Source organism: Streptomyces sp. NPDC104096, assembly GCF_055584385.1.
In genome coordinates, this window is record NZ_JBVJMD010000019.1 from 109,904 (window position 1) to 131,085 (window position 21,182).

At 71.2% G+C, this 21,182-nt stretch carries 19 protein-coding genes; 8 read left to right on the top strand and 11 right to left on the bottom strand.

The window, feature by feature from the left end; genetic code table 11:
* Positions 1–156: 156 nt before the first annotated feature.
* Positions 157–1,827: a beta-1,3-glucanase family protein gene (locus tag ACZ60B_RS20975; RefSeq protein ID WP_469389028.1), complete on the bottom strand. Its 1,671-nt coding sequence runs from the start codon at positions 1,825–1,827 to the stop codon at positions 157–159.
* A gap of 170 nt (positions 1,828–1,997) precedes the next feature.
* Between ACZ60B_RS20975 and ACZ60B_RS20980 the strand changes: the two genes are divergently transcribed.
* The gene (locus ACZ60B_RS20980) at positions 1,998–2,711 is read left to right on the top strand and encodes a 2-phosphosulfolactate phosphatase (protein ID WP_469389030.1); all 714 of its coding nucleotides are present in this window, start codon (positions 1,998–2,000) and stop codon (positions 2,709–2,711) included.
* A gap of 131 nt (positions 2,712–2,842) precedes the next feature.
* On the opposite strand, the gene ACZ60B_RS20985 is transcribed toward ACZ60B_RS20980, so the two are convergent.
* Positions 2,843–3,214 carry a ClpX C4-type zinc finger protein gene (locus ACZ60B_RS20985; protein ID WP_469389032.1) on the bottom strand — a complete coding sequence of 124 codons (372 nt, stop codon included), beginning with the start codon at positions 3,212–3,214 and terminating at the stop codon, positions 2,843–2,845.
* 171 nt (positions 3,215–3,385) lie between these two features.
* Here ACZ60B_RS20985 and ACZ60B_RS20990 point away from each other — a divergent pair, with 171 nt between their 5' ends.
* A complete protein-coding gene (locus tag ACZ60B_RS20990; RefSeq protein WP_469389034.1) occupies positions 3,386–3,808 on the top strand; it encodes a hypothetical protein in 423 nt (140 codons plus the stop codon).
* Positions 3,809–3,923: 115 nt separating this feature from the next.
* Here the strand turns inward: ACZ60B_RS20990 and ACZ60B_RS20995 are convergent, their stop codons facing one another.
* Positions 3,924–4,583, bottom strand: coding sequence for an NADPH-dependent FMN reductase (locus ACZ60B_RS20995; RefSeq protein WP_469389036.1), 660 nt, complete (start codon positions 4,581–4,583; stop codon positions 3,924–3,926).
* Between the two features lie 145 nt (positions 4,584–4,728).
* Between ACZ60B_RS20995 and ACZ60B_RS21000 the strand changes: the two genes are divergently transcribed.
* From ACZ60B_RS21000 to ACZ60B_RS21020, 5 genes are all read left to right on the top strand, one after another.
* A complete protein-coding gene (locus tag ACZ60B_RS21000; RefSeq protein ID WP_469389038.1) occupies positions 4,729–5,304 on the top strand; it encodes a TetR/AcrR family transcriptional regulator in 576 nt (191 codons plus the stop codon).
* A gap of 116 nt (positions 5,305–5,420) precedes the next feature.
* Positions 5,421–6,215 carry an SDR family NAD(P)-dependent oxidoreductase gene (locus tag ACZ60B_RS21005; RefSeq protein ID WP_469389040.1) on the top strand — a complete coding sequence of 265 codons (795 nt, stop codon included), beginning with the start codon at positions 5,421–5,423 and terminating at the stop codon, positions 6,213–6,215.
* 161 nt (positions 6,216–6,376) lie between these two features.
* The gene (locus ACZ60B_RS21010; RefSeq protein ID WP_469389042.1) at positions 6,377–7,060 is read left to right on the top strand and encodes a DUF4232 domain-containing protein; all 684 of its coding nucleotides are present in this window, start codon (positions 6,377–6,379) and stop codon (positions 7,058–7,060) included.
* A gap of 198 nt (positions 7,061–7,258) precedes the next feature.
* Positions 7,259–8,983, top strand: coding sequence for an LCP family protein (locus ACZ60B_RS21015; protein WP_469389044.1), 1,725 nt, complete (start codon positions 7,259–7,261; stop codon positions 8,981–8,983).
* A 250-nt stretch (positions 8,984–9,233) separates the two neighbouring features.
* Positions 9,234–11,780 (top strand): amino acid permease, encoded by a 2,547-nt coding sequence (locus tag ACZ60B_RS21020; protein WP_469389045.1) that lies wholly within the window; start codon positions 9,234–9,236, stop codon positions 11,778–11,780.
* A 76-nt stretch (positions 11,781–11,856) separates the two neighbouring features.
* Here ACZ60B_RS21020 and ACZ60B_RS21025 read toward each other — a convergent pair whose 3' ends face one another.
* The 3 genes from ACZ60B_RS21025 to ACZ60B_RS21035 all read right to left on the bottom strand — a co-directional run bounded on the left by ACZ60B_RS21025 (position 11,857) and on the right by ACZ60B_RS21035 (position 14,870).
* Positions 11,857–12,210 (bottom strand): hypothetical protein, encoded by a 354-nt coding sequence (locus ACZ60B_RS21025; protein ID WP_469389048.1) that lies wholly within the window; start codon positions 12,208–12,210, stop codon positions 11,857–11,859.
* Positions 12,211–12,450: 240 nt separating this feature from the next.
* Entirely contained in the window at positions 12,451–13,647 is a 1,197-nt protein-coding gene (locus tag ACZ60B_RS21030; RefSeq protein ID WP_469389050.1) for an alpha/beta fold hydrolase, read from the bottom strand.
* Between the two features lie 206 nt (positions 13,648–13,853).
* The gene (locus tag ACZ60B_RS21035; RefSeq protein ID WP_469389052.1) at positions 13,854–14,870 is read right to left on the bottom strand and encodes an NADP-dependent oxidoreductase; all 1,017 of its coding nucleotides are present in this window, start codon (positions 14,868–14,870) and stop codon (positions 13,854–13,856) included.
* 101 nt (positions 14,871–14,971) lie between these two features.
* Between ACZ60B_RS21035 and ACZ60B_RS21040 the strand changes: the two genes are divergently transcribed.
* The gene (locus ACZ60B_RS21040) at positions 14,972–15,928 is read left to right on the top strand and encodes a LysR family transcriptional regulator (protein WP_469389054.1); all 957 of its coding nucleotides are present in this window, start codon (positions 14,972–14,974) and stop codon (positions 15,926–15,928) included.
* On the opposite strand, the gene ACZ60B_RS21045 is transcribed toward ACZ60B_RS21040, so the two are convergent.
* Genes ACZ60B_RS21045 through ACZ60B_RS21065 form a run of 5 tightly spaced genes read right to left on the bottom strand, consistent with a single transcriptional unit; the run spans position 15,925 to position 21,141 of the window.
* Entirely contained in the window at positions 15,925–17,076 is a 1,152-nt protein-coding gene (locus ACZ60B_RS21045) for a sugar phosphate isomerase/epimerase family protein (protein WP_469389056.1), read from the bottom strand. The genes ACZ60B_RS21040 and ACZ60B_RS21045 overlap by 4 nt on opposite strands.
* Entirely contained in the window at positions 17,073–18,482 is a 1,410-nt protein-coding gene (locus ACZ60B_RS21050) for a nucleotide pyrophosphatase/phosphodiesterase family protein (RefSeq protein ID WP_469389058.1), read from the bottom strand. The genes ACZ60B_RS21045 and ACZ60B_RS21050 overlap by 4 nt, the downstream gene beginning before the upstream one ends.
* Entirely contained in the window at positions 18,479–19,648 is a 1,170-nt protein-coding gene (gene eboE, locus ACZ60B_RS21055) for a metabolite traffic protein EboE (RefSeq protein WP_469389060.1), read from the bottom strand. Before eboE ends, ACZ60B_RS21050 begins: the two co-directional genes overlap by 4 nt.
* Before the next feature lie 3 nt (positions 19,649–19,651).
* On the bottom strand, positions 19,652–20,500 hold the full coding sequence (locus ACZ60B_RS21060) for a TatD family hydrolase (RefSeq protein WP_469389062.1): 849 nt from the start codon (positions 20,498–20,500) through the stop codon (positions 19,652–19,654).
* The gene (locus tag ACZ60B_RS21065) at positions 20,500–21,141 is read right to left on the bottom strand and encodes an EboA domain-containing protein (protein WP_469389064.1); all 642 of its coding nucleotides are present in this window, start codon (positions 21,139–21,141) and stop codon (positions 20,500–20,502) included. Before ACZ60B_RS21065 ends, ACZ60B_RS21060 begins: the two co-directional genes overlap by 1 nt.
* Positions 21,142–21,182: the final 41 nt, after the last annotated feature.

A 21,182-nucleotide genomic window follows, 5' to 3' on the forward strand; every position in this document is an offset into this window, starting at 1 on the left:
GGTCTGTCGCGCGGCATCCTCTGGATCCCGGCCCGAGTCTGCCGGAACGAGTCGCCATCGGTTCTGCGGGGGTGTGTACGCGCCGGTGAAGACCTGCGGGCCGGCGGTGGCGCAACCGCCCCGACGGGGTGGCTGCGCCACCGCCGGCACCCGAGGTCAGCTGGTGAAGGTGAACCAGTTGATGTTGGTGAAGTCCGCACCGCTGCCCGACGAGAAGACCAGGTAGACGTCGTGGACTCCGGTGGCGGAGGCGACGATGTTCGCCGGAACGGTCTGCCAGGTCTGCCAGCCGCCGCTGTTGGCGAAGTTGATCTCGGCGATCTTCGTGCCGGTGGTGCTGTCGAGCCGCACCTGGACGGCTCCGCTGACCCCGGCCGCCGCGCCCGACGCCAGCCGGGCCTTGAACTGGGTCGGGGAGGCCGAACCGAAGTCGACGGAGGAGAACTTCAGCCAGTCGCCGTTCGCGATGTAGCCCACGTCGCTGCCGCCGCCGGTGTCGGAGCAGCTCTCGGTGGTGGTCCCGTTCTGCGCCGAGAAGGACTCGGCCTGGATGGTGCTGTAGGCGCTGACGGCGCCCGAGCCGCCGCCCGAGCCTCCTCCGGAACCGCTGCCCGCGCCCAGCGTGATGCTCCACGAGGTGGGCGCCCCGTCCTGGATGTGCCCGTCGACGGGGGCCGCGCCGGTGGGGCCGACGTCGTCGTAGGGGAAGGCGTAGCCGATGCTGGCGTACTTGTGGACCAGCCGTGCGTAGTGGTTGGTGATCGGGTCCGTGTAGTACTGCGAGGGTGTCACGCCGTCGGGGTTGTTGTTCCCGCCCGGGACCAGCAGCGAGCTGCGGTTGATCGCGGCGGCGAGCCGGGCGGCGATCGCCCCGCGGGCGTCCCCGCCGGAGTTGTAGAGCGGACCGGACGCGCAGCCGAAGATGTCGACGGCGCTGGGCTTGGTGAACGGCACGCCATTGGTGTTGAGACCGGAGAAGACGATCGCGTTGCCGGAGACGGTTCCGGTGTAGGAGCCGATGCCGCCCTGGCCGTTGATGGTCAGCGGGGTGGTGGCGTAGTGGCTCCAGACCCGGTTGAGGTAGTCGTTCCAGTAGCCGCCGAAGTCCACCGGCGAGTGCACGGGCGCCATGACGCGCAGCACCGCGCCGGAGGAGTCGGTGACCACCAGCCTGTCCCAGGGAGCTCCGTCGGAGGCGTGCTGCGTCTGGAGGCCGGACGCTATGGAGGCGAGGGCGCCGGCGGGCAGCGGGCTGACCGACTGGTTGCCTCCGCTGCCGGTGCTGGCCATCGAGATGGGCAGCGCGACCATGTCGACGTAGGAGATGTTGGCGTAGAGGTTGGCGCTGTTGAAGGTGAACTCGCAGAACGTCCAGTTGGTCGACCAGTTGGGGTCGGCACTGGTCAGGGCGGGCTGCACCACACCGGGCACGGTGCCCGGGTTGACGAAGAACTGGAGCTTCTTGCCGACCGAGAAATAGATGCGGCCGCTGATGACGTAATTGGTCAGGTTGACGGTGGTGGCGGCCGAACCGGAGGCGCCCAGCGCGATGGAGTAGTCGGCGATGGGGGTCACCGCGGACGACGGGTTGGGCAGTCGGTTCAGGGCGCCGTTCGCCGAGACGAAGACCGGCCAGCCGCTGCTGTCGGTGCCGGATATGTAGGCGTAGACGGTGTCGTGGCCGGAGTTGTTCGCCAGTTTCACGGGGAGCGAGACCCCCGCCGCCGCTGCGGCAGTGGTCAACGGCGAGACCGGTGAGAGCGGGCTGAGCGCAACCGCACCGGTGACGGCGCCGGCCGCGGCGAGGAAGGAACGTCGGGAAACCACAGTGGGGCCCTCCCAGAGGGAGTGATGGTCCGTCAACTGGATGACGGTTGGGGGGTGTTGTGACATGGGGAGTTCTGTGCGGACGGTATTGGACTGGACCAATAACGTCAAGGTTACGGAACCGTTACGTCCGTGCGACTGCGAGTCGGACGTACGCAATCATGATCGTCATGGACGCCCGCTTCCTCGGCATCGCCGAGCTCACCGAAGTCCCGGCCGCGGCGGTCGTGGTCGACGTCATGCGCGCCTTCACCGTGGCGGCCTGGGCCTTCGCCCAGGGAGCGGAAAGGATCGTTCTCGCCGAGTCACCGGCCCAGGCCCTGGCACTCAAGGCCCGTCACCCGCACTGGGTTGCGATCAAGGACGGCCCGCCCGCCCCCGGGTTCGACGCGGTCAACTCACCAGGTCTGCTGCGCTCCGTCGACCTAGCCGGACGGACCGTCGTGCAGAAGACCACGGCGGGGACGGTCGGCGCCCTGGCGGTCAAGGAGGCGTCACTGGTGCTGTGCGCCGGCTTCGTGGTGGCGGAGGCGACGGCTCAGCTCCTGCGGACACGTAAGTGCGACCGGGTCACGTTCGTGGTCACGGGCGAGGACGGCCGGGCCGAGGAGGACCTGGCATGCGCTCAGTACATCGCCGGGAGAGCCGGCGAAGCCGGGACGGACGCCGCCGCGTTCCTGCGGCGCGCCGCCGCGTCACGCGCCGCCGCCGAGCTGACGCAGGGGGTGCGTCAAGGCGTCCACCCTGATGACGTCGCGCTCTGCCTCGAGGTCGACCGCTTCCCCTTCGCCATGGTGGCGGCCGTGGAGGACTCGCTCATGGTCCTCCGCCCGTACGCCGCACCCTCGCCCTCACCCTCGCCCGCCGACGAGGCGTCGATCTGAGTGCTGATGGGCCCCGGCTTCGACACGTGGACGCCGGCACCCGGTCGGACATCCGGCTCCGCCGCGTACGACCGGCTCGACCATCCCCGGACGGGCCGGTCGTGTGATCAAGGTCCGAGGACGGTCCGCCGTCACTCCTCCCCGGAGAACCGCCCCCAGGCCGACTGGCGGGTGATGCCGAGCGCCTCGCCGATCCTGGCCCAGGTCACTCCGCGTCGCCGCAGCTCCATGACCCACATGCGCAGATCGGCCTCGACCTGGTCGGCGACGGCCGCGACCCTGGGCAGCCGGGCCAGCATCTCGGCGTCGGTCAGCCCGCCCCACATCGGCATCCGCAGTTCGGCCGGGGCCGGGTAGTACTCGGCCACGATCGAGGCGGCCAGGTCCACGCACTCGTCGCAGATGTGCACCCCGGGTCCGGCGACCAGCTTGGCCACCTCCGCCTCGGGCTTGCCGCAGAACGAGCACGCCCGGCCGTCGTCCTCCATCGCCTCCGCGGGCATGGAGCCCCTCCTCCGACCGCGACCTGCTTGTCAGGTCGATCCTGACAGCCACCGTACGCCTGTCAGGATCGACCTGACAAGCGTGGGGCCGCACACCCGGAGGCCCGACAGGGCGTGCCGACACCACCGTGGTCCATACTCTGGGTCGGCGATCCCGGGGAGGGCATGTCCATGCAGTACAGCGACCGGCGTGCACGAGCAGTCTCGCGAGCGGCGGCCGCCGTGGTCGCCGCCGTCCTGATGGGCGGTTGTTCGTCGGGCGAGCCCGCGCAGGCCAAGGAGTGGCAGGAGAACTACTGCACCGAGCTGGGCGCCTGGCAGGACGCCAGGCACGCCATCACGGCCGACGCGGCAGACGCGGCAGACGCCGGCGACAGTGACGGACAGTCCGTCCGGACGTCCGAGCCCGACGCTCTCGGAGCAGCCAGGACGCTGTTGGTCGCCGCCGCGAAGAAGCTCGCCCGGGAAGGTCTCGAGCACGGCAACGGTCACATCCTCGACGACACCGTGTACGCCGTCGGCGGCGACGCCGGAGCCGAGAGCCGTGCGGTGTCCTACTGCGACAGCTCGGGATTCGAGACGCTGGTCGACTGAGCCGGCCGGCGCGGGGGCCGCACGGGTGCGGTGACTCGCGGACCTCGGACCGTCTCGCGGCCGACGCCGCCACCCCGGCCCGACCGGCACCGCCACCCGGCCCGACCGGCGAACGTCACTTCTCCGCCCGTTGCGTGACGTCCGCTTCCGTGCGGTCGCCCAGGAACTCGTACCAGCGGCGCTCCAGGCACACGTAACGTACGTCCGCCTCCACGAGGCCGAGGAATCCCGACACGGTCTCGGCGAGCCGTTCGCGCAGTCCCGCGTCGGTCAGTCGACCGTCCTCGGCGAAGGCCTGGTAGCTGTCGGCCAGGCTGAACATGTCCGGGTAGACCCGGGTGCCCAGATGCTCCAGCGGCACCCGCAGCGCCCACAGCCCGCGGTTGCCGCCCACCAGGGACGGTGAGGCGGACACGAGCAGGGCGTGCTTGGTCTTGAACGGCTGCGGCCGGATGCGGGAGACCCAGTCGATCGCGTTCTTCAGCACGCCCGGCACGGAGGCGTTGTACTCCGGGGAGGCGATGACGAAGGCGTCACTGCGCTCCAGACGGTCGTGCAGGGCCAGGGCGCCGGGCGGCAGCCCCTCGGCCGCCTCCGCGTCACCGTCGTACGAGGGCATGTCGAAGTCGCGCATCAGGGCGAGGTCGGCGCCGGCTCCGGCGTCGGAGACGAGCCGGGCCACCAGGGCCGCGAGACGGGCGTTGACCGAGTCGGTCCGCAGTGACGCGCCGAATACCAGCACCCGCAGCGGGCCGGGGCGTGTGTCGGTGGTCATGGACAGTCCTTCCGTCGCAGGCACACGCCTACCGCGAGGCGCTCACGGAACGAGTGTGATCGGGAAAGAGCCGCCGTGCGACCGACACGCAGCGAGGACCGCCATACTTGATTGACTATTCCAGAAAGCGCGCTAGGCTGGCCGCATGGCACGCACCAGGGAGTTCGACATCGACCAGGCGGTGGACCGCGCCATGGACCTGTTCTGGCGCCGCGGCTACGCCGAGACGTCGCTGCAGGACCTGCTGAAGGAGCTGTCGATAGGCAGCGGGAGCTTCTACGCGGCCTTCGGCTCGAAGGAGCGGCTCTACCTCCGCTCCCTGGAGCGCTACACCTCCCTCCAGGGCGACGGCCTGGAGAAGGCCCTCGGCGAAGCCCCCGAGATCCTGCCCGCGGTCCGCCAGGTGCTGGCCGCGCTGATCGAGGCGGACCTGGCCGACCCCACGCGCGGCTGCCTCGTGGTCAACGCCTCCACGCAGTGCGGCGACCTGCCGTCCGCGGCGGACCGCGTCACCACCGCGATCCGACAGGTCGAATCGTTCCTCGCGGGCGCCCTGGAGCGGGCGCAGTCGCGGGGCGAGATCTCCCCCGAGAAGGACCCGAGGGAGCTGGCCCGGTTCCTCACCACGTTCATCCAGGGAATCCGGGTCGTCGGCCGGGCACGCATGGGGCCGGAGTTCGCGCAGGACGCCCTGTCGGCCGCGATGCGCGTACTGGACTGAGGGCCACGGAAGCGTCCCGCCAGGGCCGGAACGGGGAATCACCGTCCGCCACCGCGGCCGAGCCCGCGGAAAGCCGTACCCAGATTATGTATCAATCATTCCAGAAAGGGATCGTCATGGAACTCCAGCTCAAGGACAAGGTCGCCGTCGTCACCGGAGCCAGCAAGGGAATCGGCCTGGCCGTGGTCGAGAAGCTGGCCCGCGAGGGGGTCAAGGTCGTGGCCGGCAGCCGCTCCTCCACCCCGGAACTGGACGCCCTCGCCGCCGACCACGACGTCACGATCGTGCCGGTCGACCTGTCCACCGCGCAGGGCGCGCAGACCCTGGTCCAGCAGGCCGTGGAACGGCATCAGCGCCTGGACATCCTGGTCAACAACGTCGGCGCCGCCGAGCCCCGCCAGTCCTTCCTCGAGGTCGACGACGCCGCATGGCAGCGGATCTTCGACCTGACCTTCTTCAGCGCCGTACGCGCCAGCCGCGCGGCCCTCCCCCACCTGATCGCGGCGGGCGGCGCGGCCATCGTGAACATCAGCTCGATCAACGCCCGGCTGCCCTTCCCGATGGTGGTCGACTACTCGGCGGCCAAGGCCGCTCTGACCAACCTCAACAAGTCCCTGTCCGAGGAGTTCGCGCCGCAGGGCGTGCGCGTCAACGCGATCGCCCCGGGCCCGGTCCGCACGCCGTTCTGGACCGCGCCGGGCGGCTTCGCCGACGCCACCGCCGCGAGTGCGGGCATCACCGCCCAGGAAGCGCTGGACGTCGCCGTACCGCAGGGCATGGGGATCACCACCGGGCGGATCACCGAGGCGCACGAGGTCGCCGACCTCACCCTGTTCCTCGCCTCGCCCCTCGCCGCCAACATCACGGGCACGGAGACCCTCATCGACGGCGGCCAGACCAAGACGCTCTGAGAGCGCTTTTGACGGATCTCCTCGGCCGTACGTGTAACAGGACTGTATTACCGACCGGTCCGGCGGAACGGAGTGCCGGGCCGGGCCGGTCTTGGTGGTCGTCACAGACGCTCGCTCGTACCGAGCAGCCCGGTCTGCCCACCGACACCGAGGAAGAATCGATGCGCGTTCACCAGCTCAGCTTCGCCGCCCTGGCCGTTGCCGCAGGACTCTCGCTCACGGCCTGCCAGAACGGCGCGGACAGTACGGGACAGAGCGCACCGCCGTCCGTGTCCACCGCGTCCTCCTCGACCGGCGGTTCGACGGCGGGCGGTTCGGATCAGAACGGCGGGAAGGACACCGCCGGACAGGGCACCGCAGGAACGGGCTCCGCGGGGAAGGGCACAGCCGCCGGGAGCGGCTCCGGTTCCGGCAGCGGCACGGCCACCGGCCGGTGCCGCACCGACGAGTTGGAGATCACGGCGAAGGACCGCACCATCGACGGCGACCCCGACGGCACCGTCGCGGTCGAGCTGAAGAACCGCGGCGGCCGGGACTGCACCCTGTCCGGGTACGCGGGCGTCGACCTGAAGACCAGCGCGGGGTCGCTGTCCGCGAAGCGCACCGGTACGCCGTCCGGCCCGGCCGTCCTCAAGAGCGGGCAGTCCATCGCCTTCGGCATCGACTACCCGCTCAACACCTCGGGCGGCTCCGGCGTGCGCATCACGGGTCTGCTGGTGACCCCGCCGAACGAGACCAGGACGGTCACCCTCGCCTGGCCCGGCGCCGGCACCCTGCCCGTCACGGAGGACGGCGGCACGCCCGTCAAGGTGGGGCCGATCGGCAGCGCCGGCCAGGGCGGCTGACCCGTACATCGGGGCACCGGGACGGGGCGTCCGTCCCAACGTCTACGCGCGGTAAGACCGTTGTACATCACCCTCGTACAACCATCCGCGGTAATCGGACGTCTGAACGGATGCCCCGGGATTGGCCATGGGGCGGATCCGGCACGGGCCGGACGGCCGGACCCCGCCGTAGGGGCGGCGCAGTACAGACGGAGGACCGTGGACACGCAAGGCGGCAGGAACATCGATCCCGCGGACCAGTGGGTCCTCGATCCGGAGACCGGTGACTACCGGCTGCACACGGACACCGGCGACGCTCCGGCCGTCACGGTGCCGGAGCAGGGCGGTCGTCGCGCGCGCCGCGAGGCGGAGCGGCGCCCCGTCCCGGAGCCGGGCGAGGGCGCCCACGACGGCGGCGGCAAGGGCACCCGCCGCGGCGGCCCGGCGAAGTCCCGGAAGGCCAAGCGGTCCACGAAGCGCAGGGTCCTGGTGTGGACCGCGGGCACACTGGGTTTCGTGCTGGTGGCGGGCAGCGCCGGGGCCTATCTGCTGTACCGGCACTTCAACGACAACATCAGCACGGTGGACGTCGGCACCGCGGGCAGCAAGAACGCGACCAGCGACGACGCGGTGAACATCCTGGTCATCGGCACCGACAGCCGAATAGGCCTGGGCGGTAAGTACGGCGACGCCGGCAGCGTGGGCCACGCCGACACCACGATCCTCTTCCATGTGGCGAAGGACCGGTCGAACGCGACGGCGATGAGCATTCCGCGCGACATGGTCACCGGCATCCCGGACTGCCCGACCAAGCAGAAGGACGGCTCCACCAGAACGATCAAGGCCACGCCCCAGGCATCGTTCAGTCCGCGTTTCAACGAGAGCCTCGGCCAGGAGGGCCGCGACCCGGGTTGCACCATGCGGACCGTCTCGGAGATCACCGGCCTGCCGATCGATCACTTCATCCTGGTCAACTTCGAGGCCGTGAAGACGCTCTCCACGGCGGTCGGCGGCGTGCCGATCTGCCTGAGCCATGCCATCGACGACACGGACGAGCGGGGTCAGGGCTCTCACCTGAAACTGTCCGCCGGGCCGCACACGGTCCAGGGCGAACAGGCCCTGCAGTTCGTCAGGACCCGTCACTCGCTGAAGAACGGCAGTGACCTGGACCGCATCGACCTGCAGAAGCAGTTCCTGAGTTCGATGATCCGCCAGATGAAGTCCGGCAACACCCTCAGCGACCCCACGAAGCTCTTCAAACTGGCGAACGCGGCCACCAAGTCACTCACCGTCGACACCGGCATCGGCGGTGTCGACAAGCTCACCGCCCTCGCCAAGGACCTCAACCGGGTCGATTCCGAGCACATCACCTTCACGACGCTGCCGGTCCGCGACAATCCGGCCGAGGGGAAGAACCACAGGACCGTCGTGCTCGACGAGGCCAAGGCGTCCGCGCTCTTCACGGCGATCAAGAACGACGTCTCGCTGACCGAGGTCGCGAAGAAGCCCACGACGTCCGACTCCAAGCTCAAGGGCCCCAAGGCGGACCCGTCACAGGTCCGGGTCACCGTCTACAACGGCGGTGGCCCCCAGGGCGCGGCGCAGACCACTCTGGAGTGGTTGCAGAACACCAAGGGAGTCGCCCACTCCACCAACGGCGGCAACGCCCCCGGGGCGAAGCAGGACCGTACGACTTTGGCCTACGCTCCCGAGCAGGCCGACCAGGCCCGGGCGCTCGCCGCGATGATGGGCCTGTCCGCGTCGGCACTCCACCCCGCCACGGCCGCCTCCGGGTCCGGCACGGACGGCTCCGGGACCGGCAAGGACATGACACTCACTCTCGGGCGCGACTTCAACGGCCCCGGAGTGCCGCTCACCGACCCGGCCAAGCCCCCGACCGACATCCCGCAGTCACAGGCGGACAAGAAGGAGTGCGTCGGCTGACGGCAGAACGGACGGGTACCTCGGCGGCGACGGGACGTATCCAGCGCCCTTCGCCGCCCGGTACGACGGGGCGCGACCGCCGCCCGGGCCGTCCGGCCACGCGGCCGTCCCGTCCCCTCCGCGCTGTTGCGGAGGGAACCGCCCCGCGTTGGAATCAAGTGTGAGGCACTTTGGCGCCGCCATGTCCGCCGGCCGTCCCGCCCCAGGCACAGGGGCCGGCCGGAAGGGACTCAAGAGCAATGCCCTGGGCATGTTCTCCTCGGTCGTCGTGGCCCTGGCCTCCACCGGCCCGGCGTACAGCCTCGCCGCCACGCTGGGCGTCATCGTGGCGGGGGTCGGGCTACAGGCCCCGATCATCACCATGCTGGCCTTCGTCCCGATGCTGCTGGTCGCGTACGCCTTCCGGGCACTCAACGCGAGCAACGCCGACTGCGGGACCACGTTCACCTGGGCGACCCGTGCCTTCGGACCACGCACCGGCTGGATGGGCGGCTGGGGCCTGATCGTCGCCAACATGCTCGTCATGGCGAACCTCGCCGCGATCGCCGCCTCCTACGCCTTCCGGCTGGTGGGCCTGGACGGACCGGCGGAGAGCCGCTTGTGGACCACTTTGGCGGGCATCCTCTGCATCGTCGTGCTGACCGCGATCAGCTATGCCGGTATCCAGGTCTCGGCAACGGTCCAGCGCTGGCTGCTGTGCCTGGAAGTGGTGATGCTGCTCGTCTTCGCCGTCGCCGCGCTGATCAGGGTCTACGCCCGCCCTCCCCCGACGGCCGTTCCTGTCTCCGCCTCCTGGTTCAACCCCTTCGAGGTGCCTTCGGCGCAGGCCCTGACCTCGGGCCTTCTCGCGGGGGTCTTCATCTACTGGGGCTGGGACACCGCGTTCTCGGTCAACGAGGAGACCGTCGACAGCAACCGTGTGCCAGGACGCGCCGCGGTCATGTCCACCGTGCTGCTCCTGTTCATGTACGGGCTGGTGTCCACGTCGGCGCAGGCGTTCGCGGGAGTCGGCACCACGGGCATCGGGCTCGCCAACCCGGACAACGTGGACGACATATTCGCCGGGCTCGGCGAGGCCGTGTTCGGGAGCCAGCAGGCGGGGGTCGTCCTGTCGAGACTGCTGATCCTGATGGTGCTGACCTCGGCGCTGGCCTCCGCGCAGACCACCATCCTGCCCCTGGCCAGAACCGTCTTCTCGATGGCGGTCCACAAGGCCGTCCCACCGCGGTTCGCCCGGGTCCACCGCAAGTACCTCACTCCGACCTGGGGAACCGTGGGAACGGGCGTGGTCTCGATCGCCCTGCTGGTGCTGCTGTCCTCGTTCAGCGAGAACATCCTGGCCGACTCGATCGACTCGATCGGCCTGGCGATCGCGTTCCAGTACGGACTGACCGGCTTCGCCTGCGTCTGGTACCACCGCAGGGTCCTCACCCGCAGCGGCAGAGACCTGATCTTCAAGGGAGTGCTGCCGGGGCTCGGCGGGCTGATCATGCTCGTGCTGTTCCTCTACGCCGCCTTCGTGGTCTACGCGGAGCCCGGGTACGGGTGGACCGTCGTCGACCTGCCGCTGATCGGACAGACGGGCGGCGTCACCGTCCTGGGCCTGGGCGCCCTGCTGATCGGCCTGCTGCTGATGCCGGTGGTCACCCGCGGCCACACCGTGGCCCTCAAGCTCCAGCGGAACCTGCTCCCGCGCGGTCTGCCGCAGCACGTCGCCGTCGACTCGGCGAGCCGCTACATGCCCGCCGACAGCGGGGCCGGGGTGGGCGGCGACTGGTACGACGTCATCCCCCTGTCGGGCACCCGGGTCGCCCTGGTCGTCGGGGATGTGCTCGGTCACGGCCTCCAGGCGGCGGCCACCATGGGACGTCTGAGAACGGGTGTGCGCGTCCTGGCCCGGATGGACCTGAGCCCGGACGAACTGCTGTCACGCCTGGACGACCTGGTCGAGCAGACCGCGCACGAGGACACGGTCGGCCGCGGCCCGGGCCGTCCGAAACCGCGGGCCGACAGCGCCCTGGGGGTCTCCTGCCTGTATGCGATGTACGACCCCGTCTCGGGAAGCTGTAGCCTCGCGCGGGCCGGGGAGTCGGTGCTCGCGGTCATCGACCCGGGCACGGGCGTCGTGGAACATCCGAAACTGCCTCCCGGACCGCCGCTGGGCGTCGGTGGCCCGCCCTACGAGAACATGGAACTGGAGCTCGCGCCGGGCACTCTGGTCGTCCTCTTCACGGGCGGCCTCCTCCAGGACTCCGACAGCCGCGCGGCCGGGCTCGCACGACTGTCCCACGTCCTCGCCGACGACCGGGCACCTCTTGAACAATTGTGCGATCGAGCGGTGGACGCACTGCTTCCCGGACCGGTGGACGAGGACGCGACGGTGCTCATGGTCCGCACCCACCTGCTCGACCGCAGCCGGTTCGCCCAGTGGGACGTGTCCACGGACCCGGAGGCGGTGGGCACCGTACGCACCGCCGTCAGCAAACAGCTGCGCGACTGGGACCTGGACGATCTGGAATTCACCAGCCAGCTCATCGTCAGCGAACTGGTCACCAACGCCATCCGCTACGGCGGCGGCCCGATCCAGGTACGTCTGATCCGCGATCGGGCCCTGATCTGTGAAGTCTCCGACACCGGCCACACCGCGCCCAATCTGCGGCACGCCGCGAGCGACGACGAGGGAGGCCGGGGCCTGTTCATCATCGCCCAGATGACCCACCACTGGGGCACGCGCTACACCCCCACCGGCAAGACGCTCTGGACCGAGCAGGACCTGCCGCCGCCGGACGGTCCGTAGCCCTTCGATTTCAGCGCCGCGCCCGCTTCAGAGCCGTACCGGCGTCAGAGCCGTGCTCGCTTCAGGGCCACCCGCGTCAGGGCCGTGCCCGCTTCAGGCACCGGGCCGGTACCTGGCCGCCGGGCACGATCCGCCACTGGCTCCCGCCCCCGCACTCCCGGTACGCCGAGCGCCCGCCCCGGCCGAGGGCGACCACGCACGACCGGACCTTCCCTCCCCGGCGCAGATACCGCACGACGGGCGACACGGTCGTCGCGACCGGCCCCTCGTTCCCCGCGGGCTTGCGCACGGGGACCTTCTGGACGGCCTCCCACATCGACGCGCACGGCGTGGACGCGGCGGGGGCGGCGGTGGCCGGCGGGGCGGTGGACAGAGCGGTCGCCAGCACGAAGGCGGCGGCCGTGGTGAACAGGCGTCGGGTGAGGTGCATACCGGCTCAACCCCGGCACCCACCGGACCGGTCACGGCCACCCGCCGAAGATCACCCGACGGAGATCGGCCGGGTCCCGCGGCACACCCACGCGTGACGCTTCACCGACAGCGTCGTTGAACAGTGCACCCCCCGAAACGGGCCCCGGGAAATCTGTCCCGGGGCCCGTTGATCCCGTGGTCGACGCCGAGTGAGGCGTGTCGGCCACGGCCCGGAGCGGTCAGGTCAGGTCAGGTCAGGTCACGCGACCACTTCGGTCAGCACGCCGTCCGTGTCCATGAACCAGCTGCCACGCTCGACGCCGTACACCTTCTTGCCGTCGAGCCACTTCCAGGACATGTGCTGCAGGACCTGGGCGGCCTGACGTTCCCAGACCGGATTGTGGTCCCAGCCCTCGACCCGCAGCATCAGTTTGCCGGCGCCGGGGATCCCCTTGCAGAGATCCGGGACGGAGAAGTGCAGCAACGCCCCCAGCTCCACCGGGGTGTTGGCCGTGGTGTCCTGGTCCCCGTAGACGATGCACACCGGGACGGAGTTGCCGAGCGTGGCGGCATGCGGCACGGTGCTGTTGTTCCAGCCCCACCAGTACGAGTTGCGCCACCGCATGACGCCTTCGGGCGCGCCCGCGGTCGTGCCGCCCCACTTCCTGCCGGTGTTGTCGCCGTCCATGATGGCCGACCACACGTGGTCGGCCATCTCCTTGTCGCTGATGGTGGCCTGGAGTGACTTCTTGCTGGTCAGGTTCATCGGGAAGCCGAAGACCGCGGGCGGATCGGACTCGGGCTGCGCGGGCACGGGCGTGCCGGGCGGCGGATCGAAGGGGGCGGCGGCCTTCGTCGACCATCGGCCGTTCGGGGGGAAGATGGGCGCGAGAAGGAACAGGCTCGCCACGTCCCCGGGATGTTGCAGCGCATACGGGCCCATGACGAACGCGGCCGCGGACCAGCCGATGAACGCGACCTTCTCGTTGCCGCACCGGTCCCTGATGAACTTGACCACTGTGGTCAGCTCGTCCCATTCGCTCCGGGAGTTGCCCAGTTGGTGCGGGTACGCCGCCGCCGGGGAGCATCCGCCCATACCGGGGTTGGTCGCCAGGAGGCCGCGCTGGGCCGGGTTGGCGTTACAGGGGTCGTCCATCTTCGGACGAGGGGAGAGCCCGGATCCCTGGAGATCCATGACGTACACGTCGTAGCCCTTGCCCGCCAGGGCCTGCGCCCAGCTGAGGCTCGCGTCGGGGTTCGAGGAGCCGCCGTGCGGAGGGAGCACGAGGTCGAAGCCGGGGAGGGCCGGCACGCTCCTGCCGTGCAGCATGAGAACCGGCTTGGGGGTGCCGCCGGAACCGGCGGCCTCGTACTCCCGTACGAAGAGCTCGACCTGCTCGTCGCGGTTCGCCGGGATGGTCGATCCGTGTTTGACCTTGTGGTCGACAGGGGTCATGGACGGCATGAACGCCTCCGATGCCTGTTCGATCGAGGGAACGGTTGTTCCCTCCATGGCCACCGTCTCCGCCGCCCCGGGGCGGTACGGGGAGCCTGGACGGCGGGGCGCGCGGACGGTGACCGATCGAGTGGGCGTTCCTCGTCCGATCGGCGGTGCGCCTCCGGGTGCGCGCCCCGGCGACCCCGCCGGTCGGCGGACGCGGACTACGGAGCGGCCTGGCCGCGGTCTCGTACGATGGTCTTGCCGGTGTTCTCGCCGTGCAGCATCCCCAGGAACGCGTCCACGATGTGTTCGAAGCCGTCGACCACCGTCTCGTCCGGGGCGAGCCGTCCGCTCTGGATGTGCGGTACCGCGAACTCGTACAACTCCTCCTGTACGTCCCGGTGGTTGCTGACCAGGAAGCCCTCCATGCGCAGGCTCTTCTCCACGATGTCCGCGTGGTCGAAGCGCGGCGGCGGTGCGTCGGGGGTGTTGTACTGGCTGATCGTGCCGACGCGGACGATGCGTCCGAACTCGCGCAACGCTCCTACCGCGGCGGCCAGTTGCTCGCCGCCGACGTTGTCGACGAACACGTCGACGCCGTCCGGCGCGGCCTTGCCGAGCAGGTCGGCGGCGGGTCCGTCGTGGTAGTCGAAGACGGCGTCGTAACCGACCTCCCGCGTGAGGTGGACGGCTTTCGCCGCCGAGCCCGCGCTGCCGACGAGGCGTCCGGCGCCGAGCAGCCGGGCGAACCGTCCGGTGGCCGTGCCGACCCCGCCCGCCGCGGCCGACACGAACAGGTCCTCGCCTGCCTGGAGCCGGGCGATCCGGGTCAGGCCCACATAGGCGGTCAGGCCGGTGCCGCCGAGGACGCTGAGGTAGGCACTCAGGGGCACCCCGTCGAAGCGGGGCAGGTGCCGGGTCTCCTCGGGCGTGACCACGGCGTGCGTGCGCCAGCCCTGCCGGTGGAACACGATCGCGCCCTCGGCCAGCCGGGGCGTGCGTGAGGCGACGACCTGTCCGACGGCGCGGCCCTCCAGCGGTGCGTGCAGGGTGAAGCCGCCGGGCCCGTCGTCCATCATCTCGCGGTGGTACGGGTCCACGGACCAGTAGAGGTTCCTCACCAGCGCGCTGCCGACCGCGGGGACGGGCGGCGCGGACTCGACGAAGGCGAAGTGCTCGGCGGTGGGAAAGCCGTGCGGGCGGGCGGTCTGGTGCACGGTGAGCGCGGTCTCGTTCATGACCGGACGGTAGGCCCGGAATGCGCCCGGCGGTCAGCCGGTTGAGCTCATGCGACCCCCCGGTTCCATGAGCAGTTCTCATACAGTGAGGTGAGCGCCCCGTGGCTCGCACGACCGACTCCGATCTCGCCCCGCACGAACTGCGCGTGCTGGTGGCGGTGGCGGACGCCGGGGGCTTCTCGGCCGCGGCCGAGGCACTCGGCGTGACGCAGTCGGCGGTCTCCCACTCGGTCCGCGGCAGCGAGCGCAAGGTCGGTGCCGTGCTCTTCGACCGCGGCCGGGCCGGCGCCCGCCCCACGCCCGCCGGGGACAGGGCCGTGGTGCACGCCCGCCGCGTCCTGCGTCTGCTGGACGTGCTGACCGCGGAGGCGCGCGCTGCCGCCCGGTCCGACGCGCCGCAGGGGCCGCTGCGGATCGCGGCCTTCCGCAGCGCCGCGCTCCAGCTGCTGCCGTCCGTCCTCGGGCGGCTGCGCGCACGGCATCCGGGGATCGAGCCGCGGGTGCGGATCGTGCGCGAGGTGGGGCGCGGCGCCGCGGGCGAAGTGGCCGACGGGAAGGCGGACATGGCCATCACCACGCTGGGCGGCTCCCTGCCGCATCCGCCGGGTCTGGTCGCGGGCGATCTCTTCGAGGAGCCCTACTCCCTGGTGCACCCGACGGGACACATCGCCCCGCGCTCGCTGCCGCTGGTCGACTGGGCCGAGAACTGCGGCTCGTACACCCGCGACTGGTGGGCCGCTCAGGACTGGATCCCGAAGGCGAGCGTCGAGGCGGAGGACGACGGAGCGGTGCTCTCCCTGGTGAGCGCGGGTCAGGGAATGGCGATCATGCCGGCGCTCTCCCTGGCCGGAGCACCGGACTCGGTCGCGATCGCCGATCTCGGCCCCGGGCGCCCGACGCGCCGGATCGGCTACGTCACCACCGCCGAGCTCGCCGGATCCGCCGTGGTGCGCGCCTTCGTCAGGGAACTGCGGGCCACGGCCCCCGCGAAGGGGAGTGCCTCCCCGGTGGCCGCCGGGGAGGCACTCGTGGGCCGGGTGCGGCCCGTGCGGCTCTAGCGGCGCAGTGCCGCCAGGTTGCGGTAGCCGATGGCCGCGTGTTCCAGGGACTGTCCCGGGTTCGTGCCGCTCGGGGCGTTGTCCTGCTCGATCATCGGGTTGTGGTAGTTGCGGTGGCCGACCCGCGAGAAGAACGTGTGGTAGTCGATGACCCCGGTGCCGAACGGGACCATGTCGTAGCCCTGGCCGTTGGTCGCGTTGACGACGCCGTCCTTGGCGTGGAACAGCGGGTAGCGCTTGTCGTTGCGGGTGACCAGGCCGGCCGGGTCGAAGATGTTCGTCCGGGTCGAGCCGTCGTGGGCGGTGTAGGTGCGGAACTTGTACTGGGCCACGTGCGCCCAGAAGATGTCCATCTCCAGCCAGACCGTCTTCGGGTCGGTGATGGACAGGAAGTACTCCAGCTTGCGGATGCCGGAGCTGCGGGTCGGCCGGCCCTGGGCGTCGAGCGGGCCGCCGTCGAGGAGGAAGCCGTACGCGGCGTCGTGGTTGTGGGTGTACAGCTTCAGTCCGGCGTCACGGGCGAGGGTGCCGAGGGCGTGCCACTTCTCGGCGGCCACGTCCCAGTCCGCCTTGTAGGCGCTGCTGGTGGGGTCGCCGCCGGTGCCCACGTGGGCCATGCCGAGGATGTTGGCGATCTCCAGGTGCTTCTTGAAGGTGTCCAGGTCCGTGGCGGACAGCGGCCAGGAGCCGGGGATGAAGCCGTGGTTGCCCTGGGCGCGCAGTCCGTTGTCGTCGAGCCAGCGGCGCAGCTGCTTCGCGCCCTCGACGGACTCCAGGCTGGCCCCGCCGGGCGCGTTGGCGTGCTGGCCGTAGCCGGCGAACTCGACCTGCTGGTAGCCGAACCGGGCGAGCTGCTCGAACACCTCGCGGAAGCCGGACGGCAGCGTGCTGGCCTGCGGGTCGCGGCCGATGGCGTCACGGACGGTGTAGAGGATGATGCCGCGCCTGTCGGCGGGGACGAGGACCTGCCCGTTGCCGTTCTCGCCGCCCTTGTTCTCCGTCCCGGGTGCGGCGTGGACGGGGGCCGCGCCGAGGACGGGGGCGGCGATCGCGCCCGCCGCGACGGCGGTGCAGGTGCTCAGGAAGCTGCGGCGGCCGATGCCGAGGCTGCGGCGCAGCTGGTCGTCGGAGTTGTGGTTCACGTTCAACGGGTGCCTTCCTTCACGGGGTGGCCGGTACCGAGACCGGCGAGGTGGAGCAGGAGCGGTTTCACGTCGGTGGCCGCGATGCGGTCGCCGACGGCGCGGGGGGTGGAGCACAGGAGGAGCGGACCGTCGTCGTCGCTCGTGGGGAGGCGGCCGTGGCTGCCCCGGATGGGTGTGGCGTCGAGGGGCACGACCGCCATGCGGTAGCGCAGGCCGAGTTTCTTGCGGGCGAGCGCGGTGGCCGCCTTGACCTTGACGTAGGGGTCGTGGGGATCCATGAACAGCTCGACCGGGTCGTAGCCGGGTTTGCGGTGGATCTCCACGAGCTGCGCGAAGTCGGGGGCGCGGGCGTCGTCGAGCCAGTAGTAGTAGGTGAACCAGGCGTCGGGTTCCGCGACTGCGACGAGTTCGCCGGCTCGCGGATGGTCGAGGTGATGAGCCTTCTTGCCCTCGTCGTCGAGGAGTTGCCCGATGCCGGGCAGGCCGTCGAGTGCGGCGCGGGTGGCGGCCAGGTCCTCGGGGCGGCGGACGTAGACATGGGCGATCTGGTGGTCCGCGACGGCGAAGGCGCGCGATGCCATCGGGTCCAGGTACTCCATGCCGTCCTGGGTGTGGACCTCCAGCAGACCGGCGCGGCGCAGGGCGCGGTTGATGTCGACGGGCCTGCTGACCTTGGTGATGCCGTACTCCGACAGGGCGACGACGGTACGGCCTTCGGCGCGGGCGTCGTCGAGGAGCGGGGCCAGGGCGGCGTCGAGGTCGGTGGCCGCCTTCAGGGAGCGCGGGTCGTCGGGGCCGTAGCGCTGGAGGTCGTAGTCGAGGTGCGGGAGGTAGCAGAGCGCGAGGTCGGGTGCGCGGGTGCGGAGGATGTGCCGGGTGGCGTCGATGATCCACTGGCTGGAGGTGAGGTCGGCGGCCGGGCCCCAGAAGCGGAAGAGCGGGAACGTGCCGAGTTTCTCGGTGAGTTCGTCGTGCAGGTCGGCGGGCCGGGTGTAGCAGTCGGGTTCCTTGCGGCCGTCCGCGTAGTAGACCGGGCGGGGGGTGACGGTGATGTCGGTGTCGGCGCCCATGGCGTACCACCAGCAGATGTTGGCGACCGTGTAGCCGGGGTGCGCGCGGCGGGCCGCGTCCCAGATCTTGTCGCCGGCCACCAGGCCGTTGTGCTGACGCCAGAGCAGTACGTCGCCGAGCTCGCGGAAGTACCAGCCGTTGCCGACGATGCCGTGTTCGGCGGGGAGCGTGCCGGTGAGGAAGGTGGACTGGGCGGCGCAGGTGACGGCGGGCAGGACGGTGCCGAGGTTCGCCCGGGAGCCGTTGTCCGCGAGTGCCCTGAGGTGGGGCATGTGGGCGAGCAGCCGGGGGGTCAGGCCGACGACGTCGAGGACCAGCAGCGGGGTGGGTCCGGTCATGGCTGCTCCTTCAGTCCGAGGTCGGTCAACAGGTCACGGGCGAGGGCGAGTTCGGCGGCGATGCCGTCGGCGAGCCCGTCGCGGTCCGTGGGGCGCAGGCCGGGCGGGAGTGCCTGCCAGGTGTACGTCTCGACCTCCAGGTGTCGGGTGAGCGGGCGGGGGCCGCCGACGAGGCGGGTGAGGGCGGCGCGCAGTTCCGGGAGGGTGGCGGTGAGGGGGCCGTCGGGGGCGGCGTGCAGCGGGACGTGGAAGTGGGCACGCCACGGTGCCGTCGCGGGCAGGGCGGGGCTGGTGAGGGCCTGCGGGAGGTCGTCGGTGCCGTGCAGCCCGGCGGGGGTGCGGGTGCGGGTCTGGTGCAGGAACCGGGGTTCGGCGAACTCGGCCAGGGCGTCCCGGACTTCGGGGCGGTCGGGGTGTGCGGCGTGCAGGGCGGCGGACAGTTGCGCCTTGACGACGGGGATGTGCGCGGCGGCGAGGGCGTCCAGCGCGGTGCGCGGGTCCTCGAAGGAGGTGGCGAGGTGGCAGGTGTCCACGCAGACACCGACACGGGGGTGGGCGACGGCGGTGAGCGGGACCAGGGCGTCGTGGGTGGTCTCCACGGTGCAACCGGGCTCGGGCTCCAGGCCGACGCGGATGGAGCGGCCGGTGAGTTCGGCCAGCGCGTCCAGCCGGGCGCCGAGGGTGCGCAGGGCGTCGTGGCCCGTGCGGGCGCGGTCGGCGCTCCAGCCGGTGCGCCAGCCGAGCGGCAGGGTGGAGATGCTGCCCTCGGTGACGTCGTCGGGCAGCAGTGCGCCCAGGATCCGGGCCAGCGCCGTGGTGTGTTCGAGGCGCTCGGGGTCGGCCCAGTCGGGCTTGTACACACGGTACTTGACCTCGTCGGCGCCGAAGCCCTCGTACGGGAAGCCGTTGAGGGTGACGACCTCCAGGCCGCGCCGGTCGAGTTCGGCGCGCAGGGTGCTCAGCGCGGCCGGGTCGGTGTCCAGGGCGCGGGCGGCGTCCCGGGCGAGCCACAGGCCGATCCCGAGGCGGTCGCGGCCGAGCCGGCGGCGCACCGGTTCGCAGTGGTCGCGCAGTTGGGCGAGGACGCCGTCGAGGGTCTCGGCGGGGTGGACGTTGGTGCAGTAGGCGAGGTGGACGGTCGTACCGTCGGGGTGGGTGAAGCGCATCGCTCACTCCCCGCCGCGGGCGAGGGAGTTGCCCTCGTGGGTGGCCTCGGGCCGTGCGATGTCCAGGTTTAGTCGGCCGCTGAGTCCGTAGAAGGCGACCGGGTTCTGCCACAGGACCCGGTCGACGTCGTCCTCGGTGAAGCCCTCGGCCAGCATCAGGTCGGCCACCGCGCGGGTCTTCAGCGGGTCGCTGCGTCCCCAGTCGGCGGCGGAGTTGACGAGCACCTTCTCGGGACCGTGGGCGCGCAGGATCTCCACCATCCGCCGCTCGTCCATCTTGGTGTCGGGGTAGACGGAGAAGCCCAGCCAACAGCCGCTGTCCTTGGCTTCCTTGACGGTCGTCTCGTTGAGGTGGTCGACCAGGACCCGGTCCAGGGGCAGGGCGGACTCGCGCACGACGTCGAGGGTGCGGCGCAGGCCCGCGAGCTTGTCGCGGTGCGGGGTGTGCACGAGGGCGGGCAGGCCGTGGTCGGCGGCGAGCTGGAGCTGGGTGGCGAGGGCCTTGTCCTCGGCGGGGGTCATGGAGTCGTAGCCGATCTCGCCGACCGCGACGACCTGGTCCTTGACGAGGTAGCGGGGCAGTTCGTCCAGGACGGGCGTGCAGCGCGGGTCGTTGGCCTCCTTGGGGTTGAGGGCGAGGGTGCAGTGGTGGGCGATGCCGTACTGGGCGGCGCGGAACGGCTCCCAGCCGAGCAGGGAGTCGAAGTAGTCGAGGAAGGAGGCGGGCGAGGTGCGGGGCTGGCCGAGCCAGAACGCGGGTTCCACCAGCGCGCGGATGCCGGCGGCCCGCATGGCCTCGTAGTCGTCGGTGGTCCGGGAGGTCATGTGGATGTGGGGGTCGAACAGGCGCATCAGGACTCCTTGCGACTCGGTGCGGTGGCCAGGGCCAGCACCCGGTACAGACCGCCGGGGACGGGGCGGTCGGCCGCGGTGCGCTCGGCGGCGAAGTCGGTGAGCATCCGGGCGAGTTCGGCGTCGCCGTGGGCGCGCTCGTCGAGAGCGGCCACCGCGTCGACGGGAACGCCGGTGAACAGGCACTTGAGGACGGCGTGCCGCCAGCCGTGGGCGTCCAGGTGACGGGCAGCGTAGGTGCCGACGGCGGCGGCGACGAGCCGGGTGTCGTTGGTGCGCAGGGCGTCCTCGACCAGTTGCAGCGCGTCCGGGCCCGGCACGAGGTGGGGCAGGGCGAGCAGCACGGCCCGGCGTTCGTCCGCGGTGCCCTGCCGGTAGACGCGGGTGAGGGCGGTGGTGTCGGCGCGGGCGGCGTGCAGGATGAGGACGCGGGCGGCGTCGGCGTGCCGGCCGCCGCAGCGGCGGCCGGCCTCCGCGAGCCGCAGTTCCCAGGCGCTGATCGGTCCGTGTCCGCCCGGGTGGTCGGCGGCTTCGGCCAGGGCCTGGAGGTACCACTGCCGGGCGGCCGGATCGAGGTGGGTGTCGAGGTGTTCGCGCAGGGCGTCGAGGGAGGGCGCCGCTGCGACGGCGGTGTGGGTCACGGTGTGCTCCTTTGCGTCCTGGGCGAGTGGCCGGCCGCGCG